Origin of the sequence: Citrobacter sp. Cpo065 (assembly GCF_030332805.1) — a bacterium.
Taxonomy (GTDB): domain Bacteria; phylum Pseudomonadota; class Gammaproteobacteria; order Enterobacterales; family Enterobacteriaceae; genus Citrobacter; species Citrobacter portucalensis.
Genome location: NZ_JAOWHC010000029.1, coordinates 67,697 through 90,614, shown reverse-complemented (window position 1 = coordinate 90,614; position 22,918 = coordinate 67,697). Strand labels below are relative to the sequence as shown.

Sequence of the window (22,918 nt, the reverse complement as noted above, 5' to 3'; positions counted from 1 at the left end):
TGTTAGCAGATCCGATAAGCGATTAAAACGCGAAGCAGGAGCAGCCAAGCGCGCCCCAGAAAGCCCGGTCATCTGACACCGGAATCCCCGATTTCCGCGCAATATCATGCTGGTGGCCGTGTACGCCGCAGCTGCCGCAGCACTGGTGCATCTGCACCATTGCGCCAATTTTCGCCGCAGCAGGTGGTGCTGAGCGATAATGCCCTGGCACCTTCACCACTGGCGACCAGTCCGGCACAATCGGAATAGCAGGTGGTGCCAGCGGGGTGAAATACCCTGCGGCGTAAACCACTTTGCCATCAACAACGGTCATCACCGACTCAATACCTTTGATCTCTTCTTCCGGCACGCTGAAGTAATCTTTAGACAGCACCACCAGGTCGGCCAGTTGATCTTTCTCGATGCGCCCTTTCTTACCCTGCTCACTGGAAAACCAGGCGCTACCGGCCGTCCACAGTTCCAGGGCAACATCACGCGGCAGACGGTTGTTATCATCGTACATCGCCATCCCGCCAACGGTACGGCCCGAAACCAGCCAGTAGAGCGCGGTCCACGGGTTGTAGCTGGCCACGCGGGTGGCGTCAGTCCCCAGCCCGACCGGAACGTCAGCCGCCAGCATTTTCGCCACCGGCGGCGTATGTTTAACCGCGTCTTTGCCGTAGCGATCGACAAAATACTCTCCCTGGAACGCCATACGGTGCTGGACCGCAATCCCGCCGCCCAGTGCTTTTACACGCTCAATGTTCCGTTCAGTAATTGTTTCGGCGTGATCGAAGAACCAGTGCAGGCCATTGAACGGGATATCACGATTAACTTTCTCAAATACGTCCAACATTCGGCTGATAGATTCATCGTAGGTGGCGTGCAGGCGGAACGGCCAGCGATGCTCCACCAGGTGACGAACCACGCGCTCCAGCTCATCTTCCATCCCCTCCGGCAGATCCGGACGTGGCTGAAGGAAGTCTTCAAAATCCGCTGCAGAAAAGACCAGCATTTCCCCCGCCCCGTTGGCACGATAGAAGTCGGTTCCCTGCCCTGGCTTGAGCATATCGGTCCAGCGTTCAAAGTCTTCCAGTTCCTGCTTCGGACGCTGGGTAAACAGATTGTAGGCAATACGTACCGTCATCTGTTTGTTAGCGTGTAACTGCTCAATGATCTCGTAATCTTCCGGGTAGTTCTGGAAGCCGCCGCCCGCATCGATGGCGCTGGTCAGTCCCAGACGGTTCAGTTCACGCATAAACTGACGGGTCGAGTTAACCTGCATTTCCAGCGGCAGTTTTGGTCCCTTTGCCAGCGTCGAGTAAAGGATCATCGCGTTCGGTTTAGCGATCAGCATTCCGGTCGGGTTGCCGTTGCTATCACGCACAATCTCACCGCCCGCCGGATCCGGCGTCGCTTTGGTATAGCCAACCGCTTTCAGCGCGGCGCGGTTGAGCAAAGCCCGGTCGTAGAGATGCAGAACAAAAACCGGAGTATCAGGAGCGGCTTCATTCAGTTCTTCGAGGGTTGGCATGCGACGTTCGGCAAACTGGAATTCACTCCAGCCGCCCACTACGCGTACCCATTGTGGCGACGGCGTTCTGTCAGCCTGGTCTTTGAGCATGCGTAGCGCGTCCGCCAGTGACGGCACGCCCTCCCAACGCAATTCCAGGTTGTAATTCAGTCCACCACGAATAAGGTGCAGGTGCGAATCGTTCAGGCCCGGAATCACCGTATGTCCTTGCAGATCGACAACCTGCGTCCCTTCGGCGGCAAAGCTCATTACCCGTTCGTGGCTACCGGTCGCCAGGATCTTTCCGTTGGCGATCGCCACCGCCTCGACCTGCGGACTTTGCCTGTCGAGAGTATGAATTTTTCCGTGAGTCAGAATCAGTGTGGCAGTTTGAGACATAACAATCTCCTGAGATACCGGTCAGGCTTTTTTCAGCCATCCGGCAAACAGACGGGTTACGATGGGCATCCAGAACCAGACCACTAGCGCAACCACAAAGGCATCATTGATGAGATGCAGGAGTAACGAGCCCTTCATTGCAGGCAACACAATGCCGGTCAACCACGGCACCAGATTGGTACTGGGAAATATCACCAGCAGGGTTATCAGAAACTGTTTCCAGCGTTTGGGCTGGCGTACATGGGGCGCGGGCGGCGTAAACCAGAATGCTGCTTCGGTGCGAATTTCAGTTTTGTCACCTTCAGCCAGCAGTGGAGCAATCTCTTCGACCAACACGCGGCGCGTATCGGACTGGGTCCAGCTATACAGATGCTCAAGCGTGTCGAAGCGGATAATGATGTTCCACAGGTTGTTGCCATCTGCCGGGCGAATCACGTTCGCCCCGAGATGACCGGGAAATTCAGCCGCTACAGGCATGATTTTCCCCAGCCACTGCTCATACCGCTGCGCCTGCTCAGGTAGCAGAGTGTGAGTAATTACCAACGTCACATGTTTGTTCTGCGCCATGAAGGGTTCCTTGTTGACAGGAAACAGGCCGCTTAGGCCAGGAAAGCAATACACAAAATCATTCATGGTGCATCGAGGCGGCAAGGCTGTGGATCCACGGTCACTTACATAAGTAAGTGACCGGGGTACGCAAGCGAAGCCAACAAAGATGCAACATGAAGGATGACATGTATTTAAGCTTTACGTTCCGGCGCGCCATGCACCATGGTATAGGCATAATCCACGCCCATACCGTAGGCGCCGCTGTGCTCGCGTACCAGATCCATTACGGCGTCGTAGGTTTCTTTGCGGGACCAGTCGCGCTGGTACTCGAGAAGAACCTGTTGCCAGGTTACGGGTACGGCACCTGCCTGTACCATGCGGTCGATAGAACGCTCATGAGCATCTACGGACGTGCCGCCGGAGGTATCCGTTACCACATAAACTTCATAGCCTGCCTCCAGTGCCATCAGCGCCGGAAAAGTCAGGCATACTTCGGTCCACAGCGCGGAGATAATCAGTTTTTTACGCCCGGTCGCTTCCACCGCTTTCACAAACGCCGCATCTTCCCAGGAGTTCATTGAGGTGCGTTCAATGGGTTTGACATCAGGATGAACCGCTAACAATTCCGGCCAGATATATCCGCTAAAACTTTTAGTTTCTACAGAAGTATAAATCACCGGAACATTGAATATTTTCCCGGCTTTCGCTAATGCAACGGTATTATTTTTTAAAGTCTGGCGATCAATATTCGCCACACCGAATGACATTTGCGGCTGATGATCAATAAAAATAAGCGTAGAATTTTGAGGGTCAATCAGTTCCCGAATAGACATAGCACACCTTCTTAATCAATAAGTTAAAAGGCAACGGTCTGTATCTGCCGTCAGCAGCAGGATCCTGAATCAGAAAGCTTGTTGAGTATAGCGGGAAATTTCTAACGAGTTATTAAAGAAAACTTACTATCCTGTGAAACTATTAATTTTGTGTTGCGATATATCCTAAACAACATCAAAAAAATGCGCATGACTCATCTAATTTATTCACTGGCATTGTTTTTCTTCATTCGGTACAACAGAAGGGTTTAATTTTCAGGATATTTTCTGCTTATGCGCATTAATCTGGATGTTTTGCTTATTCTCGACGCACTCGACAAACAGGGTTCATTTGCCGCAGCGGCCGAGTCGCTGTTTAAAACCCCTGCCGCACTCAGCTATATGATTCAGAAGCTGGAAAGCGATTTGAATATCGAGCTGCTTGACCGTTCCGGGCACCGGGCAAAATTTACCGATACCGGACAGATGATGCTGGAAAAAGGGCGTTTGCTGCTGAATGCGGCAAAAGATCTCGAAAAGCAGGCGGTACAGCTGAGTTCAGGCTGGGAAAAAGAGCTGGCAATTGCGCTGGACGACTCCTTCCCTTTCGCCGCGCTGTTGCCCATTATCGATGAATTTCATGCGCTGAATAAGCAAACTCGCCTCAGTTTTACCCACCATACGCTGGCGGGCTCCTGGGAGGAGCTGACCCATAATGGAGCCGATATTATTCTGGGGGCAATTAATGAACCGCCAACGTCTGCAGCCTGGTCCTATAAAATGCTCGGCACGTTGGACAATGTGTTTGTCGTTGCGCCTGAGCATCCGCTGGCCGCAGCAGCAGACAGCCTGACCAACGAACAGTTATGCCTGCATCGGGCGATTGTTATCAGCGACAGCGCCCGCTTCTGCCATCCGTTACAAACCAATCTGATGGAGGAACAGGCGCAAATCCGCGTCGATGACTTCCACAGTAAGGTGATGCTACTACGAGCCGGTATGGGCTGCGGATTTCTCCCCCGCCATATTGCCAGCCCGTGGCTTACCACGGGCGAGCTGGTGGAAAAAACGGTTATCTCATTTCGCCAAAAAGACGTGGCTTATATGGCATGGCGCAATAACCGCGATGGGCTGGCACAGCGCTGGTGGCGGGAAACGCTGCTGGCAAGCCCGGAGATTGCGCGCTTATATCAATGACCTATCCATACTGAGGCGGAAATCGCCGGCAACGTCAGGATATCGTCGGCAAGCATGCCGTTGCCCTCTTTGTGCTGCCATTGACTCACGCTCAGTAATGGCGAGGCTGGCAGGACCACTTCACAAGCGTGGCCACGGTTAATCGCCACCAGGACGCGCTGTCGGTTTAGCACGCGAACAAACACCACCACGTTATCCTCGGCGTAAATCACCTGGCAACCACCGTGGCGCAGCGCCTGATTCTGGTGGCGTAATTTTGCCAACCGCTGATACAACGCCAGCAGAGTAGCGTCCTGTTTTTCAGGCTGCCACGAGAACGTTTTGCGACAAAACGGATCGTTGTTCCCATCCAGCCCCACTTCGTCACCGTAGTAAATACAGGGCACGCCAGGCCAGGTAAACAGCCATACCACCGCTAGCGGTAACCGTGCGACGTCTTTACCGAGCAGAGATTTAAAGCGGGCGGTATCGTGGCTGTCGAGCTGGTTAAACATCCGCAGCTGTTGCTGATGCGACAACCCCGCGCGGTAGTTATCCATCCATGCCATACAGGTCTGGGCATCAATGGATTGCGGGTCGTATGAGATATCGGTATTGGCGAGAAATCCCCAGAGGGGGAAAGTAAAGCCGCGATAGTTCATGGCGGCATCTTCTGCATCAGCCTGCAACCACTGGCGCGCATCGCCAAAATGCTCACCCACCACATACGCCTCTGGCTGGGTTTCTTTTGCCGCCTGCGTAATTCCGGCCACATGTTGTAGGTTGTTACGTGCACCTCCGGCCTCTCCCAGCATGTGCACCACATCAAGACGCCAGCCGTCCATACTCCACGGCGCTTTCAGCCAGTGGCGGACGATACTGTCTTCACCACGATAAATTTCATTCACCAGGCTTTCCGAGGAAAAGTCCAGCTTAGGTAAGCTGGAATATCCCAGCCAGTCGAGCGCAACGCCGTCGGCTGAGAAATGATACCAGTCGCGCCAGGGGGATTCTGGATTATGGCACGCCCCGTCTGTCCCCCGATTATGTCGGTCAAACCAGGCGTGCGAATCGCCGCTATGGTTAAAGACGCCGTCGAGAATCAGACGCATGCCCTGCCGTTGGGTGTTGTGCCGCAGACGCAGTAGCGCCCTGTCGCCGCCAAATTGCGGATCAACATGACGGTAATCTTCGGTATCGTATTTATGCACGCTCGGGGCGGTAAATACAGGATTCAGGTACAGCGCCGTGACCCCTAACGTTTTCAGGTACGGTAGCTTTTCGCTGATGCCGTCCAAATCGCCGCCATAAAACGTGGAGCCACCGGCCTGAGCCGTAAGCGGTTCGTCCCATTCGCGCCGCACGATGTCGTGTCCGGCGGCGTGGTGGTAATAGACGTTATCCTGGCCCGCTTCACGCGACTGGCTGCGGGCAAAACGGTCCGGGAAAATTTGATAGAAAATCTGATCGGCAACCCACTGCGGACCGTTATCCGGCACATCAACCGCAAACTGCTCCAGACGCGCAGGCGGAAAACGGCTGAATCCCTGTGGGGTGAACCACAGCTGACGATCGAGCCAAAGTAATTTAAAGCTATAGCGTCGACGAGGCTGCCCGCTGGAGAGATCGATCGCCGCTCGCCACGCGGTCACACCCGACTGCGGCTGGCTGCGCTGCTTGTGCATAGCCAGCGAAATCTCTTCGTTATCGTTTTCTGCGCGTAGCGTCACCCGCTGGGGTGGATTTTCCCCCGCCAGCCATAATGTAATCGTCAGTTGATCTTTATTTTGCTTAACAAATGGGGCAACCGGAAGGTGCCAGGCGTTCAACATCACGTATCCCCTTTGATGATAATGACGTCACCTTGCCATAGCGAAGTGCAGGATCACTCATCATCTTAACGTTTATTGGGGGAGGAGTTCGGGGGAGGAGAAACTTGCCGGGTAACGCAAAGCTACCCGGCAAAAATATTACTGTGCTTCAGCCAGTTGGCGCTCGCGACGGCGCTTGAATCCCCATCCTACCAGCAGCAGGACAATCCACGCAAAGCCGACGTACAGCGAAATGCGGGTATCCGGATGATAGCCGATGAGCGCGATGATAAAGACCAGGAAAATCAGGCCAACAACGGTCGTCGTTACCCCACCCGGAACTTTAAATTTCAGCGCTTTGACCTCATCCGGCGGCAGACGACGACGGAAAGCAATCTGCGACAGCAGGATCATAATCCACACCCATACCGTGGCGAAGGTCGCCAAAGAGGCGATCACCAGGAAGACGTTTTCCGGCATGATGTAGTTAAGATACACCGCAAACAGCAGCGCGATAGTCATCACCATTACCGTCACCCACGGCACGCCACGACGCGACGTCTTGGCGAACATTTTCGGGGCACTGCCCTGCTCCGCCATGCCGTGTAGCATACGCCCCACACCGAAGACGTCAGAGTTAATAGCCGACAGCGACGCAGTCAGAACCACAAAGTTGAGGATCCCGGCAGCAAAAGTAATGCCCATATGCTGGAACGTCATAACGAACGGGCTACCGTCGGTACCCACCTGGTTCCACGGGTAGATAGACATAATGACGAACAGCGTCCCCACATAAAATACCAGGATACGCATTGGTACGGAGTTGATGGCGCGCGGAATAGATTTTTCCGGGTCTTTGGCTTCGCCTGCGGTAATCCCGATAATCTCAATCCCGCCATAGGCAAACATCACCATTTGCAGCGACATCACCATTCCGAGCCAGCCGTTGCTGAAGAAGCCACCGTTGCTCCATAAGTTATGGATACCGGTTGGTTGCCCGCCGTTGCCAATCCCCCAAATGATGATACCGAAACCGGCGACAATCATGATGATAATGGTGGCGACTTTGAAGAACGAGAACCAGAACTCCAGCTCACCAAACACCTTCACGCTCATCAGGTTGATGGCGCAGATAATCAGCACCACGCTGAGTACCCAAATCCAGTGCGGTACCGCCGGGAACCAGACGCCCATGTATATGCCGAAGGCTGTCACGTCGGCAATGGCGACAATCAGGATTTCAAAACAGTAGGTCCAGCCGGTAATGTAGCCTGCCAGCGGTCCGAGGTTTTCCTGCGCGTAGCGCGAGAAGGAGCTGGCTGCCGGGTTATGAACAGACATTTCGCCCAGCGCACGCATAATAATGTACGCCGCGACACCGCCGATAATATAGGCCAGCAATACGCTTGGCCCCGCCATTTTGATAGCGTCGGCCGAGCCGTAAAACAGCCCGGTACCAATTGCTGAACCTAATGCCATAAAGCGGATGTGCCGGGTGCTCAGCCCACGCTTTAGCTTGTTATTACTTTCCATCGATTCCTAACCTGTTAACACAATAAAAAAACCACGGGGCCATGTTAATAGCCCCGTGGTTAAAACTTATTGTCAGTGATATTAGTGTGCGCTGGAGGTCACTTGTCGACCCGCGGCGCGATCCCAGATAACTGCCAGGACCACCATCACGACTGTTGGCATCAACCACGCCAGCCCCTGCTCCGCCAGCGGTAAACGCTGGGTCCAGGCCGGTAACACGTCGCCAATTGCAGAAGCTTTAATGCCATCAAGGATACCAAAAATCAGGCTGATAAACATCGCAGGAGCAATGACGCGGGAAGAATTATGCCACCATGAGCGGGTAAAGCTTAATACAACCAGTGCGATACATGGCGGATAGATAGCCGTCAGCACCGGAATAGAGATCTGAATCAGATGGCTCAGACCCAGGTTAGAAACCACCATCGAGAAGCCGCCGAGGATAAATACCAGCGTGCGATAAGACAGTGGAACGTACTGGGCAAAGAACTCTGCGCACGCACAGGTCAGGCCAACCGCGGTGACCAGACAGGCGATGAAAATCAGCGCCGCCAGCAGGAAGCTTCCTGCACCGCCAAAGGTGTGCTGAACATACGCATGCAGAATCGCCGCGCCGTTAGCAGACTGATCGACCAGAATCGCGCTGTCTGAACCCAGGCGGAACAGCGCGAGATACAGCAGCGTTAAGCCCACACCCGCCATTAAACCCGCCCAAACGGTATAACGGGTCAGCAGACGCGCTTCAGTAACACCACGCGAGCGAGCGGCGTTAACGATAACAATACCAAACACCATCGCGCCCAGCGTATCCATGGTCAGATACCCGTTCACGAAGCCATTAGAAAACGCCGCAGTTTGATAGGCTTCCATCGCATTACTGATCGGGCCTGCTGGCCAGACGATTGCAGCGACAGACAGGACCACCAGCGCCAGAATTTTCAGCGGTGCCAGGAAATTACCCACCGTATCCAGCAGTTTGCCCGGATAAAGCGAAACCAGAATGACAATCGCGAAATAGATAACGCTATAGATAAACAGCGGCAGCGCAGAGTCACCAGTCAGCGGTGCAATCCCGACTTCGAAAGAGACCGTCGCGGTACGCGGGGTAGCGAATAACGGCCCAACGGCCAGATAGCAAACGGTCGCCAGCAGCAGACCGGCAACTTTACCGATAGGCGTGCTCAGTCGGTCCACACCACCGCCGACTTTCGCCAGCGCGACAACGGTAAGTACCGGCAGGCCAACGGCCGTAATCAAAAAGCCAAAAGCCGCAGTCCAGACGTGTTCACCTGCCTGCAAACCAACCATTGGGGGGAAGATGATGTTACCTGCACCAACGAACAGTGCAAATGTCATAAATCCCAAAGCGATAATATCGCGCGATTTTAACTGATGGGTCATAAAGTCTTACTGCCTGTGGATGTGGTGTTGAAAATAGTAAATTTTTGCCTTTCCCTGGGGGACAATACAGCGGCATTTTTGCTCAATTCCAGCGGGAAACACTCCCGACCTGGCGCGGCGAAGAATAGTTTTTCGATTTACCGCGTAAATGCAGTCGGTATGACAGCACCTGGAGCGCAATTTAAACGCTTATAACGTTTTAAAGCAAGGTGGGATCCAAAAACCAGAACAATATAGCGATATGAAAAATAGGGTTAGCACAAAACACCATTTCATGGAAAAAGGTATGGGTAATCATTCGAACAAAAAACAATCAAACGTCGTAAAATTCAGGAGGCATCTATTGACCACATAAAAAAACCAGCTTGCGCTGGCTTTTGGAAAGATTATCTTACGAATACGTCTTAGCCGTTAATTTTGGCAATGAAACGTTCCGGGATCATGAAACTAAATCGCGTCCCTTTGCCTGGTTCGCTTTCGATGTTCAAACGGCTGTCGTGGTGATGCAGCACATGTTTCACGATGGCCAGACCCAGACCGCTACCGCCCGTTTGTCGCGATCTCGCCTTATCCACACGATAAAAACGTTCGGTCAAACGTGGTATATGCTCGGAGGCAATGCCCGGACCGTTGTCTTCCACGCAAAACTCCGCCCCTGACGGCACATGCTGCCAGCGTACGGTAATGTGCGTTCCCGCTGGTGTGTGGTTCACCGCGTTGTACACGAGATTCGAGATAGCGCTACGCAACTGCTCCTCGTTGCCTCGCACATTCAGGCTGTTATCGACATCAAAGGTAAACGTATGTTTATGCTGGCTCAGGGTTTGCGCTTCGTGCTCGATCACGCGCAGCATCATGGGCACATCGACTTTCTCATTCAGTTGCAACGTCGGCGCAGCTTCAATTTTTGACAGCGTCAGCAGCTGTTTCACCAGGCCTTCCATACGGTACGTTTGTTCGCGCATGGTATGCAGCGCTTTTTCGCGCGTTGTCCCTTCCAGCGGGTGCTCCTGCATCATTTCCAGGTAGCCTTGCAGCACCGTCAGCGGTGTGCGCAACTCATGGCTGGCGTTGGCGAAAAAGTTACGCCGTGAACCTTCCAGTTGGTGCATCTGGGTAACGTCGCGCGCCACCATCAACAATTGCTTATCGGTATAGGGCATCACGCGAATTTCCAGATGCCGTCCGGTATTGAGCACCAGATTTATTGGCCGGCTAAAATCGCGCGTTTTCAGATATTGTGTGAATTCCGGGTAGCGCAGCAGGTTAAGAATATTTTGCCCGCTATCGTCCGGCCAACGCAGTCCCAGAACCTGCTGAGCCAGTCCGTTACACCAGAAGATACCGCCTTCTTCGGTGGTCAACACCACCGCGTCGGGTAGGGATTCCGCCCCGCTGCGAAAACGTTTAATCAGGTTACCCAGTTCTCGACGGCGCTTTTTGTTGCGAAGCTGCATTTGATGCAGCCCATATAATAACGGCTCCCAACTGCCTCGCCCCGGCGGCGGCGTCATGCTTCTGTCGACCCATAACCACCAGGACAAACGTAATAAATTCCAGAAATGCCAGATAAGCAGGCCCGTTACCGACGCCAGTAAAAACCAGGGCAGGTAACCGAAAAAAGCGCTAAGGATAAATGCCGGTATGCAGCACAGGATCAGCTCCAGTACCAACCTTTTCCATGACAATCGTTCTAGCAAACGTCTTACTCCATATACGGCCTAATCCATCAGGCCCTGATTCTTGTCAGTCAAAAGCGGGTCGAAAAACGATATCCCGTCCCGCGAACTGTCTGCACCATACGATCGTGTCCGCTGTGCTCCAGCGCTTTACGTAAGCGACGGATATGCACATCCACTGTCCGGTCTTCCACGTAGACATTGGTTCCCCAGACATGATTGAGGAGTTGTTCACGACTGTATACACGCTCGGGGTGAGTCATAAAGAAGTGCAACAGTTTGAATTCGGTCGGCCCCATATCCAGCGGTTCTTCGCCGGTCATCACGCGATGTGATGTGGGATCAAGACTCAGCCCCTGCATCTCAATAACCTCTTCCACCGCCATGGGGGAAATACGACGCAGCACAGCTTTAATACGCGCCACCAGCTCCTTGGGAGAAAACGGCTTGGTAATATAGTCATCCGCACCGGTTTCCAGACCCCGGACGCGATCTTCCTCTTCTCCCCTCGCCGTCAGCATCATCACGGGGATGTCCCGCGTCATGGCTTCGCGCTTGAGATGCTTAATAAACTGTAGACCCGAGCCGCCGGGAAGCATCCAGTCAAGCAGGACGAGATCCGGCCAGGGTTCATTGAGTTGGTTCACAGCACTGTCATAGTCTTCGGCTTCTACGGGTTGAAAACCGTTTTGCTCGAGCACGAAGCAGACCATTTCACGAATTGGAGCTTCATCTTCTACGACCAGAATACGTCTCGCCATGATTTGCCCTGTTTATAATTAAATCGTTTGCCATCAATACGGTGCCATTATGCGTCAGTTTTATGACAGATTTATGAAAAGATAGTCCAGGTTTAACGCAGCCAGACGAATTATGACAGCCCGGAGACAAGATATTACCGTCCTTGAAAGGTTATAATCCCCGCCACTGTTTTATCGTCATGGAACTCTTATGCGCATCCTTCACACGTCTGACTGGCATCTGGGCCAAAATTTCTACAGCAAGAGCCGCGCTGCTGAACATCAGGCCTTTCTCGACTGGCTGCTGGAAACGGCACAATCCCAGCAGGTGGATGCCATTATTGTGGCGGGCGATATTTTCGATACCGGCTCACCGCCAAGCTACGCCCGTGAGCTGTATAACCGTTTTGTCGTCAATTTGCAGCAAACTGGCTGTCATCTGGTCGTGCTGGCAGGCAACCACGATTCCGTCGCCACGCTCAATGAATCCCGCGATATTCTGGCGTTTCTCAACACCACGGTCGTTGCCAGCGCCGGCCATGCGCCGCAGGTGCTGCCGCAACGTGATGGCACGCCGGGAGCGATCCTGTGTCCGGTTCCTTTCTTACGACCACGTGACATCATTACCAGCCAGGCCGGGCTAACCGGACAAGAAAAACAGCAGCATCTGCTGGGGGCAATCACCGACTATTACCAGCAGCAGTATCAGGGCGCCTGCACGCTGCGTGGCGAGCGAAACCTGCCCATCATTGCGACCGGGCATTTGACCACCGTTGGCGCCAGTAAAAGTGACGCCGTACGTGACATTTATATCGGTACGCTGGACGCCTTTCCGGCGCAAAACTTTCCACCTGCGGACTACATCGCACTGGGGCATATTCACCGGGCGCAGGTTATCGGCGGGACGGACCATATTCGCTACTGCGGTTCACCGATTGCCCTCAGTTTTGACGAGTGCGGCAAAAGCAAATGTGTACATCTGGTGAGTTTCGAAGCGGGGAGACTCAGCGCCGTTGAAAATCTCACCGTACCGGTCACCCAGCCGCTTGCGGTACTGAAAGGCGATTTAGCCGCCATTACCGCCCAGCTTGAACAGTGGCGTAACGTGCCACAAGAGCCGCCGATATGGCTGGATATTGAAATCACCACCGACGACTATCTGCATGACATGCAACGTAAGATCCAGGCCTTAACCGAAGATTTACCGGTCGAGGTGTTATTGGTGCGCCGCAGTCGGGAACAACGTGAACGTATTATGGCCAATGAACGACGCGAAACGTTAAGCGAGCTAAGCGTAACGGAAGTTTTTGACCGCCGCCTGGCGCTGGAAGAGCTCGAGGAGCCTCAGCGTGAGCGGTTGAATCAGCTGTTTAGCGCAACCTTACACACGCTTGCCGGGGAGAGTGAAGCATGAAAATTCTCAGCCTGCGCCTGAAGAACCTCAACTCCCTGAAGGGAGAATGGAAAGTCGATTTCACAGCAGAACCTTTTGCCAGCAACGGGTTGTTCGCCATTACCGGGCCAACGGGCGCGGGGAAAACCACCCTGCTGGACGCGATTTGCCTCGCCCTGTACCACGAAACACCGCGCCTGAATACCGTATCACAGTCGCAAAACGACCTGATGACCCGCGACACCGCGGAGTGTCTGGCCGAAGTTGAGTTTGAGGTGCGCGGCGAAGCCTACCGCGCATTCTGGAGCCAGAACCGGGCGCGCAATCAGCCCGAGGGCAACCTGCAGGTCCCGCGCGTAGAGCTAGCCCGCTGCGCTGACGGTAAAATCCTCGCCGATAAAGTCAAAGACAAGCTGGAGATGACAGCCGAGCTTACCGGGCTGGATTACGGGCGTTTTACCCGTTCGATGCTACTGTCTCAGGGCCAGTTTGCCGCCTTTCTTAATGCCAAACCGAAAGAGCGCGCCGAGCTTCTGGAGGAGTTAACTGGTACTGAGATCTACGGCCAAATCTCCGCCATGGTGTTTGAAAAGCACAAGTCAGCGCGTACGGAGCTGGAAAAACTGCAGGCCCAGGCCAGCGGCGTGGCGCTGTTAGCACCAGAGCAGGTGCAGTCCCTGACGGAAAGTTTGCAGGTACTTACTGACGAAGAAAAACAATACTTTACCAGCCAACAAACCCAGCAACAGCACCTCAACTGGCTTATTCGGCAAAATGAGCTTCAGACGGACATAAACCGCCATCAGCAGGCATTACAGGCAGCACTTCAGGCGCAAGAAGACGCGCAGCCGCAGCTGGCAGCGCTGAGCCTGGCGCAGCCGGCCAGAGCATTGCGCCCTCACTGGGAGCGAATCCAGGAACAAACGGCTACTATCGAGCGTACGCGCCAGAAGATTCAGGAAGTGAATACTCGCTTACAAAGCAGCTTAGCGCTGCGCGGGCGTATCCGTCAGCAAGCGCACACGCAATCGACCGCGATACTCGCCGAACAACAGACGTTAACCGACTGGCTGAACGAACATGACCGCTTCCGCTTATGGAATAGCGAACTGGCAGGATGGAAAGCGCTTCTGGCGCAACAGTCCGACGCCAGCGCCCAGCTACGCCAGTGGCAGCAGCTGCGGGAGAACGACACACGTAAACTCGATGCCCTGCAGCTTCCCACGTTGACCCTTTCGCCACAGGAAGTGACAGAAGCGCTGGCGCAACATGTGCAGCTTCGTCCACTACGCCAGCGCCTCAGTAATCTGCACGGGCAAATCGCCCCGAAGCAAAAGCAGCTGGCACAGCTACGCGCTTCACTGGTGCAGCGCCAGCAAGAGCTGACCCAGCGCAACGCGGTACTTGCCGAAAAACGTCAGCGCTATAAAGATAAAAATCAGCAACTTGCCGATGTGAGACTCATTTGCGAGCAGGAAGCCCGCATCAAAGATCTGGAAAGCCATCGGGCGTTACTGGAATCCGGCAAACCTTGTCCGCTTTGTGGCTCTACCACACATCCGGCTATTGAGCGTTACCAGACGCTTGAGCTGAGCGTAAATCAGGCACGACGTGAGACGCTGGAAAAAGAGGTCAAAACGCTGGCCGATGAGGGTTCAACCCTGCGCGGGCAGCTTGAGGCGATAACGCAGCAACTTCAGCGCGATGAACACGAAGCACAGAGGCTTTCTCAGGAGGAGCAAGCACTTACTCAAGAGTGGTTGACCGTTACCGCCAGCCTCAACGTATCGCTACAACCGCAGGATGACATTGCCCCGTGGCTGGCCGCTCAGGAAGAGTACGAACAACAGCTTCACCAGTTAAGCTTGCGTCATACCCTGCAGGCGCAAATCGCCGCGCATACCGAACAGATTACTCAACTCCAACAGCATATTGACCAGCGCCAGGCGACGTTAACCTCAGAGCTGGATCGTCATGGTCTGGCCCTTCCGCCCGAGGATGAAGTCTCCTCATGGTTAAGCGAACGGGCGAACGAAGCGCAAATGTGGCAACAGCGCCAGAATGAACTGACCGAGATACAGGCCCGGATTGCCCAACTTGCGCCGCTGCTGGAAACGCTGCCTGAATCTGAGGCGCTTTCTGAAATCATTGAGGATCTGTCGCTGGAAAACTGGCGGCAGGTGCACGACGATTGCCTCTCTTTACAGGGACAGTGGCAAACCTTGCAGCAGCAGGAAGCACAGGACGTTCAGCGCGCTGCAGACATTCAGGCGCAGTTTGATGCCGCATTGCAGGCCAGCATCTTTGACAACCGTGACGCCTTTATTGCCGCCCTGCTGGATGAAGAGACCTTCAACCGTCTTGAGCTGTTGAAACAATCGCTGGAAAACCAGCAACAACAGGCACAAACGCTGCTTAATCAGGCCCAGCAGGCGCTGGTGACTCATCAACAGCAGCAACCAACCGGGGTGGATCTCACGCTCACGGCACAACATCTTCGCGACACGCTGGCGCAGCTCACCCAACTGCTGCGGGATAACACCACTCGTCAGGGAGAAATTCGCCAGCAGCTCAGGCAGGATGCTGAAAACCGCCAGCAGCAGCAGGCGCTGATGCAGGAGATTGAAAAAGTCGCGCAGCAGGTCGAAGACTGGGGCTATCTGAATGCGCTGATCGGCTCGAAAGAGGGAGATAAGTTCCGCAAATTTGCCCAGGGACTGACGCTGGATAACCTGGTCTGGCTTGCCAACAACCAGTTAACCCGTCTGCACGGTCGCTATTTGTTGCAGCGCAAAGCTAGCGAAGCGCTGGAGCTGGAAGTGGTCGATACCTGGCAAGCCGATGCGGTGCGTGACACGCGTACGCTCTCCGGAGGTGAGAGCTTCCTGGTGAGTCTGGCGCTGGCGCTGGCATTGTCCGATCTGGTCAGCCACAAAACGCGAATTGACTCCCTGTTCCTCGACGAAGGCTTCGGCACGCTGGACAGCGAAACGCTGGATACCGCTCTGGACGCACTGGATGCACTCAACGCTAGCGGTAAAACCATTGGCGTGATCAGCCACGTCGAAGCAATGAAAGAACGCATTCCGGTGCAGATTAAAGTGAAAAAAATCAACGGGCTGGGTTACAGTAAACTCGACAACACTTTCAGAGTGGAATGACGCTGATTTTTCGACGTGTTGATATTGCCGACAAGATCGGCAATATCATTCCCTGCATATCATTCTTACGCTTAAAAAATAACCGCTAGCGGTAAATCATATCAAAGGTCGCCGTGGCGTTGATTTCACCGGCCCGCAAGTTCTCATTTAAACGTATGACGTGAGCTTTAAACGGCAGAGCGACGCTCCCTTCTGCACCATTTTTTATCGTGGACAGGAGCTCGCCAAAATTCACTAACCGATCGTTATATAAAATTTGCACACCGACACCTTGCGCAGACGTCGGAGAATCAAGATCATTTAATGTCAGAATAGTGCTATCGCCTGCTGCCGTTGTACCAGAAAATAATACATTGACATTGGTATCCTGATCGCACGTCAAATCAATTTTAAAATCAACCGCATCACCAGTATCACCCGGGTTATTCAGACTGACAGTTTTAAAGTAACGTCCCAAATTAACAGAAATATTCTTACTATTAAGTACACAACTGGCACTGTTAACCACCACATCTGCATCGGTAAAGTTAATATGAAGTTGGGCGGCGGATTCATATATTCGGGAAGCACTAAATCGTGATAATTGCAAGGGAGTATCTGTAATAGGTTGCCCGGTTGAGATTAATCGCACCTCAAACATTGCCGATACATTTATGTATTCACACCCCTTACATGTTTTATTACCCTCGGCCTTTGCCGGAGAATAAAAAATACGGGCATCACTTGGTGAGTAGCTTTTGCCACTATCAACAGACAACCACCAAATTTTAATCCCAATGCCTGGGTTATTCGTCTGATAAACATATTCTTCAACACCATTTACCAGCGTCAATGATGAGTCATCATATCCACGATAGATTGGGTGCACCCCATTACAAAATATATCCGATTGATTTGGAGCACTAAGATAACCGCTATCCCATAGGACAGTTCCTGCAGGGACATCGCGCTGAGCGTTAATAGTCGGAACGGTGACCGTATAGGTTGCAGCTGTCGTATCATTTTTATAATAACATGAAGCATAACTTACCACTGACCAGTTTAGTACAAAAAATACAATCACATACCTAATGAAGGATATCATTATCACTTTCACCTTTATTTACACTCTGCCGCTAATATAGCAACGGTTTTGTTGGTAAGTTCATCGGCAGGAATAGCAATCTGCGCGGTACACTGCTGTGTTGCTTTCTCACCCCACTTCACCATAACGCGATCGCCTGCCGATACACCGGTTAAATAAACCTGTCCATTATCACCCACGATACTGGCATAATTTTTTTCGTTTTCCCCTGCCAATGCCGCAAGCGCGCCGAAAGGAACGTTATTTCCATTATGTTGTAGCGTTAACAAAACACGTATACCGGTGCGTGCAGAAAATGTTGCCAGTGTGACCGCACCACGCGAAGGAATCACCTGTTTGACGGGCTCCTCAATATCAACCTGCGGGTTACTTGCCGTATTCAATATAATGTTATTCGTTCGATAGGGTGAGGCATATGGAATAACAGCGTAGCCATAGGAATCAGTATATACGCCGGTACTGTTTTCTACTTTAATATCAGGCCCATCGTCGGCATCGACTAAGGTCACCGTTTCAGGTAGCGACTGTGCTAAAGTAAACCCGCCAGCATGGCCGATAATCCCACCTTGTAACTTATAATTCACTTGCCGGCTGTTGTTGTCATAATTGTACCCACCAGAAACAGAGCCAAATGAGCCTTGCCAGGTGGCATTCATACTTCCATTCTCCCCCATTCCATTATTCCCCCAAGACTGCTGGAGATTATAATTGAGGTTATCATCCTGCAATGCAGTACCACTGATCCCAATCAGATGTTGCTGACTACGATGACGGTTATCTGTATAAGTATAATTCGCCCAGGCACTGGGTAACCATTTATCTAAGGGAATACTGACAGTAAATGAAACCTGCTCATCACGATGTGAGGTTGGCGTTTGCGTCAACGAATAGTTGAGCATAAATCGGATCCGTTCCCAGTTCTGGTTATAACCGACAGAAACCGTGCGCTCATAACCCGCCAGCCCCCAGTAATCTTGCTGATAACCGGAGAGATAGAAAGAACCTAGCTCATTCAGGCTCTGGCTGATATTTACCTGAAAGCGGCTACGACGGTTATTGGTATTGCGATAAGCATAAAAACTGTCGTCATCAATATCGTTAGTTCGGTTATTTAACGTTTCCGTAAACGTATAAAAATTACGGGTAGAGTATCGATAACTCGCAAGCGTAAGATTGGTGTTGGTCGTATCAATATTCTTCGCATACTGGGCACGATAAGACATCCCCTGCCAGACGTTATCAGCCACTTCGCTTCTGGCCGTTGTGGCATCAAACGATAACGCGCCAAAATCATGAAGATCAATACCAAAACCTAATGCCGCGGAACGATAAAAATCACTGCCCAACACGCCGCTATACACGGTAAAACCATAAGGCAACCCATAGATAAGTTGCGCTTCGACCAGATTAGGATCCTCTGATGTATCATTATTTTGGTAATGCCCGGCGGCAACGCTATATTGCAATGCCCCCTGTCGCTGCATGATAGGTAAAGAAGACGACGTCTGAACGAAGCTACGCTCGCTCCCATCAGCCTCCGTGATTGTTATATCAAAATCACTGCCGGAAGATACCTGCGGTACATCCGTAATTTCAAACGCCCCTGCGCTGACATAGGTTTGATAGAGAGTGTAGCCATTTTGCTTAATGGTCACCTTAGCATCGCTTTTCGCAATCCCCCGGATCACCGGCGCAAACCCTTGTTGGCTATAGGGCAGCATAGCGGTATCTGTTTGCAGACGAATACCACGAATCGGAAGGCTGTCAAAAATATCTCCCGCAGTAGAGCTATCGCCGAGCGTCAGTTGGCTACGCAGGCGCTTTATATCCCGCTGAATATACGTCGAAATGTTTTCCCAACCGTCTCCGCTTTGGTAATTTCCATTGTTTCGTATGCGCCACGGCCCTACATTCAGTCCACTGTTTAAACTCAGGTAATTTTGTGTCGACGAGCCCTGGGAGCTGTAGTGTGTTTTAGAGCCGCTATAGTAATAACCCAACAGTGCAGCAGGTATCCCATCATCCCAATTATCAGGGTCGATATACCCCTGCACTTCCTGATTAACAGCAACTTGCGGAACACGAATATCCAGCCGTTGTTGCTGAGTGGAGAAAGTCCAGGAAGCCTCTTCAATGTAACGTCCGATATCATCAACCGTGGCGTCATCAGACATCGTTTTCATCAATGGCATTTTGCTGACATTGACGCCATAGGCGGCCAGTTCTGATTTTTTTAACACGGGAATGAGTGCGGTATGGGCTTCATTAAGCACATACGTCACATTCTTTTTTTCAACAAAATGATTATTAAAATAAACAGAACTGAGGTAGACGCCTGGTGCAAGTGCATTATCGTCTAAAAAAGTACGGATCGCCTCTGCGCTGTCTATTGGGGAATCAAAACGTAGCGCATCAATATTAAACTCATCATCAGCAACTTGTGATTCAGCGATACAAAACGGACTACACAACATCAACGCGGTGGCAATAGCTGATAATTTCAATGAGAGAATTTCATGATTATTATTGATAGGCCGCATATTGTGGATATCCTTATCCGCCAAATTTAAAGTGACTTTTCCTGTTCGGAAGTGGCATTGCCGTAGTCGTCGATTGCACTCCATCGAACAGACTTAGCGTTCCCACCCGGTAGGGAATAGATCATTTTTGAATAGGGTGAAATCATCATAGACACAGCAGAAAGCGTATCTTTCGGCGGCTTTACCTCTTTGCCGTCAACGGTCATATTATGCAAAGAAATATAGTATGCCGTCGGGTTATCCACAGCCAAACGTCCACCTGAAACAGAAAATATCAGGCTTTTGTATGCTTCTTGCGCGTCGTTTTTATTTAATCCTTTTGGTCGCCATATCAGCTTAATACGGCTGCGGGTAGCCAATTGTAGCTTACTTTGTTGTAATAACACTTTAGGCGTCGCTTCGATAGACTTGATATTAGCCCAAAAAATTTGTTCACGATCTTTTTTCAGGATGTCATTTTTATCGACTGAGATAAAATGTAGGATATTCGTCTGTCCGCCAATAAGTTTAAATAACGGAGGAGTAATAATAAGAGGAGGCTTACTTTTATCATTCTTATCGAAGTTATCAACCCATGCCTGAACAAGCTGATTACCATTACCCGTGTTTTTTACCGTTGCCTGAACTTCATCCACATCTCCAGGATAAATAATACGCGTATTGCTAATTTGCACCCCCGCCGAAGCAGCGTTTTGAAAAAGAATGAATATTGCTGAAAACAGCAAACCAGAAATGTTGAGATTCATCATTCATCCCTTATGGCTAAATCTCGAAAAGAATTACAGGACATACCCTGATTATCCTATGGCATATCCTGTCTGAACTTACGTCACTCCCACTCTACATCCCTTATGGATAGTAAATGGTATAGGTTGTGGTTGCGGCAAACTCGCCGCCTTTGATACTCGCCGGATCAACGGTTGCCACAACTTTTGATGTGAAGTTAAACGTCAGGTCATTTTCTTCGCTTGCCCCGGTCGTTTGAGCAAAAGCAGAGTTCGCTTCGTCGTTAAAAACGACTTTATCATTGCTGGCATCAGCGCCATAAACCACAATGCCAACACCGGTATCAACGCCGCCAGTAAGCGCTTTCAGCTGCGTATTTTCCGTTGCGGTATCACCTGCAAAGGTCAGGTTTACCACAGTATTTTCCGGGCACTTAGTCAGTTTAATTGCAAACGGCTGAACCTGAGACGCTTCTTCGCCAATACCAGCAAAGGCGTTCGTCCCCAGCGGGGTAAAGGGTACCTGAACATCTTCGCTGTCTGTATCAACCTGGCAAGGCGGGTTAATAATGGTACCAGTAAAAGTGACGGTGCCCTGGTCATCAGTTAAGTCTGCCGCATGCGCAACATTGATAGCTGCAACAAGCAACAAAGAGGCAGAAAGGAGTACTTTCTTTTTCATATGAAATTTCCCTATAATAAATTTTATTATCTTTCGAATGCTGCCTCTGAAATTCCCGCCAAAGACTTTTGCATATAAAAATCCCAAACAGTCCTCAGAAGAGGTCCGAAAGATAGAATCTTATGCGTTCTAACCCAATGGATATTGTGGTCGGCATATATAATATAATATGATTTTTATTTCATCAATAGCACAAAGACAAAAAACAATACCATTATAAAACAATAAGTTAAAATAAATTAATCACACAAAGAAAAACAATATTTAAATAATTTATAGCTATGCGTTTTATATATAAAAAATAAATCACTATCGATTCATATTCGTTATGAATACAACAACCCATTCCCAACCAGAAACCGCCCATCAATAAAACATTATTTTAGTGTATTTTATATATTGAAAAGACTACAATTCCGAGTCCGTATGTTATCGGCATCTAACATGCAAATAATTGCTTTCAAGAATAATTGCAATCGTTCGTTCAGACTTCACAAATATGATAGCATTAGCCCTACTTAGCTGTTGTTGCTGTGTATGACAGGTGGTATGAAAAAAGTCATTTTCTCTTTAGCCCTGGGGACGTTTGGGCTGGGCATGGCCGAGTTTGGCATCATGGGTGTACTCACCGAATTGGCGCGGGACGTGGGAATCTCCATTCCTGCCGCTGGCCATATGATTTCGTTTTACGCCTTTGGCGTGGTGCTTGGCGCGCCCATTATTGCACTCTTTTCCAGCCGCTTTTCGCTCAAGCATATTCTGCTATTTCTGGTCACGCTGTGTGTGATTGGCAACGCCATTTTCACCCTCTCCTCCTCGTATTTTATGCTGGCGGTGGGTAGGCTGGTTTCAGGCTTCCCGCACGGCGCATTTTTTGGCGTTGGCGCAATTATCCTGTCGAAGCTCGCCCGCCCGGGAAAAGTCACCGCCGCTGTCGCGGGCATGATTTCGGGTATGACCGTTGCCAATCTGGTTGGCATTCCCGTCGGCACCTGGCTGAGTCAGGAATTTAGCTGGCGCTATACGTTCCTGCTGATTGCCGTCTTTAATATCGCCGTGATGGTCTCGGTCGCTTTTTGGGTGCCCAACATCAGCGATGAAGCAAAAGGAAACCTGCGCGAACAATTTCACTTTTTGAAAAGCCCCGCCCCGTGGCTCATTTTCTCCGCCACCATGTTTGGTAACGCCGGGGTTTTCGCCTGGTTCAGCTATGTCAAACCATACATGATGTTCATCTCCGGCTTTTCCGAAGCGCTGATGACCTTCATCATGATGCTGGTAGGATTAGGAATGGTGTTGGGAAATCTGCTGAGCGGTCGGCTGTCTGGTCGCTATACGCCGCTGCGCATTGCGGTGATAACCGACTTCGTGATTGTGCTGGCTCTGCTGTTGCTCTTTGCCTTTGGCGGGATCAAAGCCGCGTCGCTGACCTTCGCCTTTATTTGCTGCGCGGGCCTGTTTGCCCTGTCGGCACCGCTGCAAATTTTGCTGCTGCAAAATGCTAAAGGAGGGGAGCTGCTGGGTGCGGCTGGCGGGCAAATTGCCTTTAATCTCGGCAGCGCGATTGGCGCTTACTGCGGTGGCATGATGCTGACGCTGGGCTTTGCCTACAACTACGTGACGCTGCCGGCGGCACTGCTGTCGTTTTCTGCGATGTCGTCACTGCTGCTGTACGGTCGCCTGAAGCGCGCAGTACCCCAGATGACACACGCTGCCGGATAGCATCTGCGCTACCCGGCTA

16 protein-coding genes are annotated in these 22,918 nt (G+C 51.5%); 4 read left to right on the top strand and 12 right to left on the bottom strand.

Features of this window, described 5'->3' with window-relative positions; genetic code table 11:
• Positions 1-22 precede the first annotated feature (22 nt).
• The 3 genes from OGY68_RS06445 to OGY68_RS06435 all read right to left on the bottom strand — a co-directional run bounded on the left by OGY68_RS06445 (position 23) and on the right by OGY68_RS06435 (position 3,273).
• The gene (locus OGY68_RS06445) at positions 23-1,891 is read right to left on the bottom strand and encodes an amidohydrolase (RefSeq protein ID WP_219988121.1); all 1,869 of its coding nucleotides are present in this window, start codon (positions 1,889-1,891) and stop codon (positions 23-25) included.
• Between the two features lie 21 nt (positions 1,892-1,912).
• Positions 1,913-2,458: an antibiotic biosynthesis monooxygenase gene (locus OGY68_RS06440; protein ID WP_003830975.1), complete on the bottom strand. Its 546-nt coding sequence runs from the start codon at positions 2,456-2,458 to the stop codon at positions 1,913-1,915.
• 173 nt (positions 2,459-2,631) lie between these two features.
• Entirely contained in the window at positions 2,632-3,273 is a 642-nt protein-coding gene (locus tag OGY68_RS06435) for a hydrolase (protein ID WP_003021513.1), read from the bottom strand.
• A 273-nt stretch (positions 3,274-3,546) separates the two neighbouring features.
• On the opposite strand from OGY68_RS06435, the gene OGY68_RS06430 reads away from it, so the two are divergent.
• Positions 3,547-4,449 carry a LysR family transcriptional regulator gene (locus OGY68_RS06430; RefSeq protein WP_275382832.1) on the top strand — a complete coding sequence of 301 codons (903 nt, stop codon included), beginning with the start codon at positions 3,547-3,549 and terminating at the stop codon, positions 4,447-4,449.
• On the opposite strand, the gene malZ is transcribed toward OGY68_RS06430, so the two are convergent.
• The 5 genes from malZ to phoB form a co-directional block, all read right to left on the bottom strand.
• Positions 4,443-6,260 (bottom strand): maltodextrin glucosidase, encoded by a 1,818-nt coding sequence (gene malZ / locus OGY68_RS06425; RefSeq protein WP_057067581.1) that lies wholly within the window; start codon positions 6,258-6,260, stop codon positions 4,443-4,445. The two genes, OGY68_RS06430 and malZ, sit on opposite strands and share 7 nt — an antisense overlap.
• 138 nt (positions 6,261-6,398) lie before the next feature.
• Entirely contained in the window at positions 6,399-7,772 is a 1,374-nt protein-coding gene (gene proY, locus OGY68_RS06420; RefSeq protein WP_008783922.1) for a proline-specific permease ProY, read from the bottom strand.
• An 81-nt stretch (positions 7,773-7,853) separates the two neighbouring features.
• Positions 7,854-9,173 (bottom strand): branched-chain amino acid transporter carrier protein BrnQ, encoded by a 1,320-nt coding sequence (brnQ, locus tag OGY68_RS06415; RefSeq protein WP_003021501.1) that lies wholly within the window; start codon positions 9,171-9,173, stop codon positions 7,854-7,856.
• 404 nt (positions 9,174-9,577) lie between these two features.
• Positions 9,578-10,873 carry a phosphate regulon sensor histidine kinase PhoR gene (gene phoR, locus OGY68_RS06410; protein WP_057067582.1) on the bottom strand — a complete coding sequence of 432 codons (1,296 nt, stop codon included), beginning with the start codon at positions 10,871-10,873 and terminating at the stop codon, positions 9,578-9,580.
• 50 nt (positions 10,874-10,923) lie between these two features.
• A complete protein-coding gene (gene phoB, locus OGY68_RS06405; protein WP_003830970.1) occupies positions 10,924-11,613 on the bottom strand; it encodes a phosphate response regulator transcription factor PhoB in 690 nt (229 codons plus the stop codon).
• 190 nt (positions 11,614-11,803) lie between these two features.
• Between phoB and sbcD the strand changes: the two genes are divergently transcribed.
• Complete coding sequence (sbcD, locus tag OGY68_RS06400) at positions 11,804-13,006, top strand: exonuclease subunit SbcD (protein ID WP_286616902.1); 1,203 nt, start codon at positions 11,804-11,806, stop codon at positions 13,004-13,006.
• A complete protein-coding gene (sbcC, locus tag OGY68_RS06395; protein WP_057067583.1) occupies positions 13,003-16,146 on the top strand; it encodes an exonuclease subunit SbcC in 3,144 nt (1,047 codons plus the stop codon). Before sbcD ends, sbcC begins: the two co-directional genes overlap by 4 nt.
• Positions 16,147-16,231: 85 nt before the next feature.
• On the opposite strand, the gene OGY68_RS06390 is transcribed toward sbcC, so the two are convergent.
• The 4 genes from OGY68_RS06390 to OGY68_RS06375 form a co-directional block, all read right to left on the bottom strand.
• Positions 16,232-17,230: a fimbrial protein gene (locus OGY68_RS06390; protein WP_057067584.1), complete on the bottom strand. Its 999-nt coding sequence runs from the start codon at positions 17,228-17,230 to the stop codon at positions 16,232-16,234.
• Between the two features lie 14 nt (positions 17,231-17,244).
• Entirely contained in the window at positions 17,245-19,794 is a 2,550-nt protein-coding gene (locus OGY68_RS06385) for a fimbria/pilus outer membrane usher protein (protein ID WP_275382831.1), read from the bottom strand.
• Between the two features lie 2 nt (positions 19,795-19,796).
• On the bottom strand, positions 19,797-20,519 hold the full coding sequence (locus OGY68_RS06380) for a fimbrial biogenesis chaperone (protein ID WP_224759888.1): 723 nt from the start codon (positions 20,517-20,519) through the stop codon (positions 19,797-19,799).
• A gap of 100 nt (positions 20,520-20,619) precedes the next feature.
• Positions 20,620-21,177, bottom strand: a complete 558-nt coding sequence (locus tag OGY68_RS06375; protein ID WP_057067587.1) for a fimbrial protein — start codon at positions 21,175-21,177, stop codon at positions 20,620-20,622.
• Between the two features lie 549 nt (positions 21,178-21,726).
• Here OGY68_RS06375 and araJ point away from each other — a divergent pair.
• The gene (gene araJ / locus OGY68_RS06370; protein ID WP_048216350.1) at positions 21,727-22,899 is read left to right on the top strand and encodes an MFS transporter AraJ; all 1,173 of its coding nucleotides are present in this window, start codon (positions 21,727-21,729) and stop codon (positions 22,897-22,899) included.
• Positions 22,900-22,918: the final 19 nt, after the last annotated feature.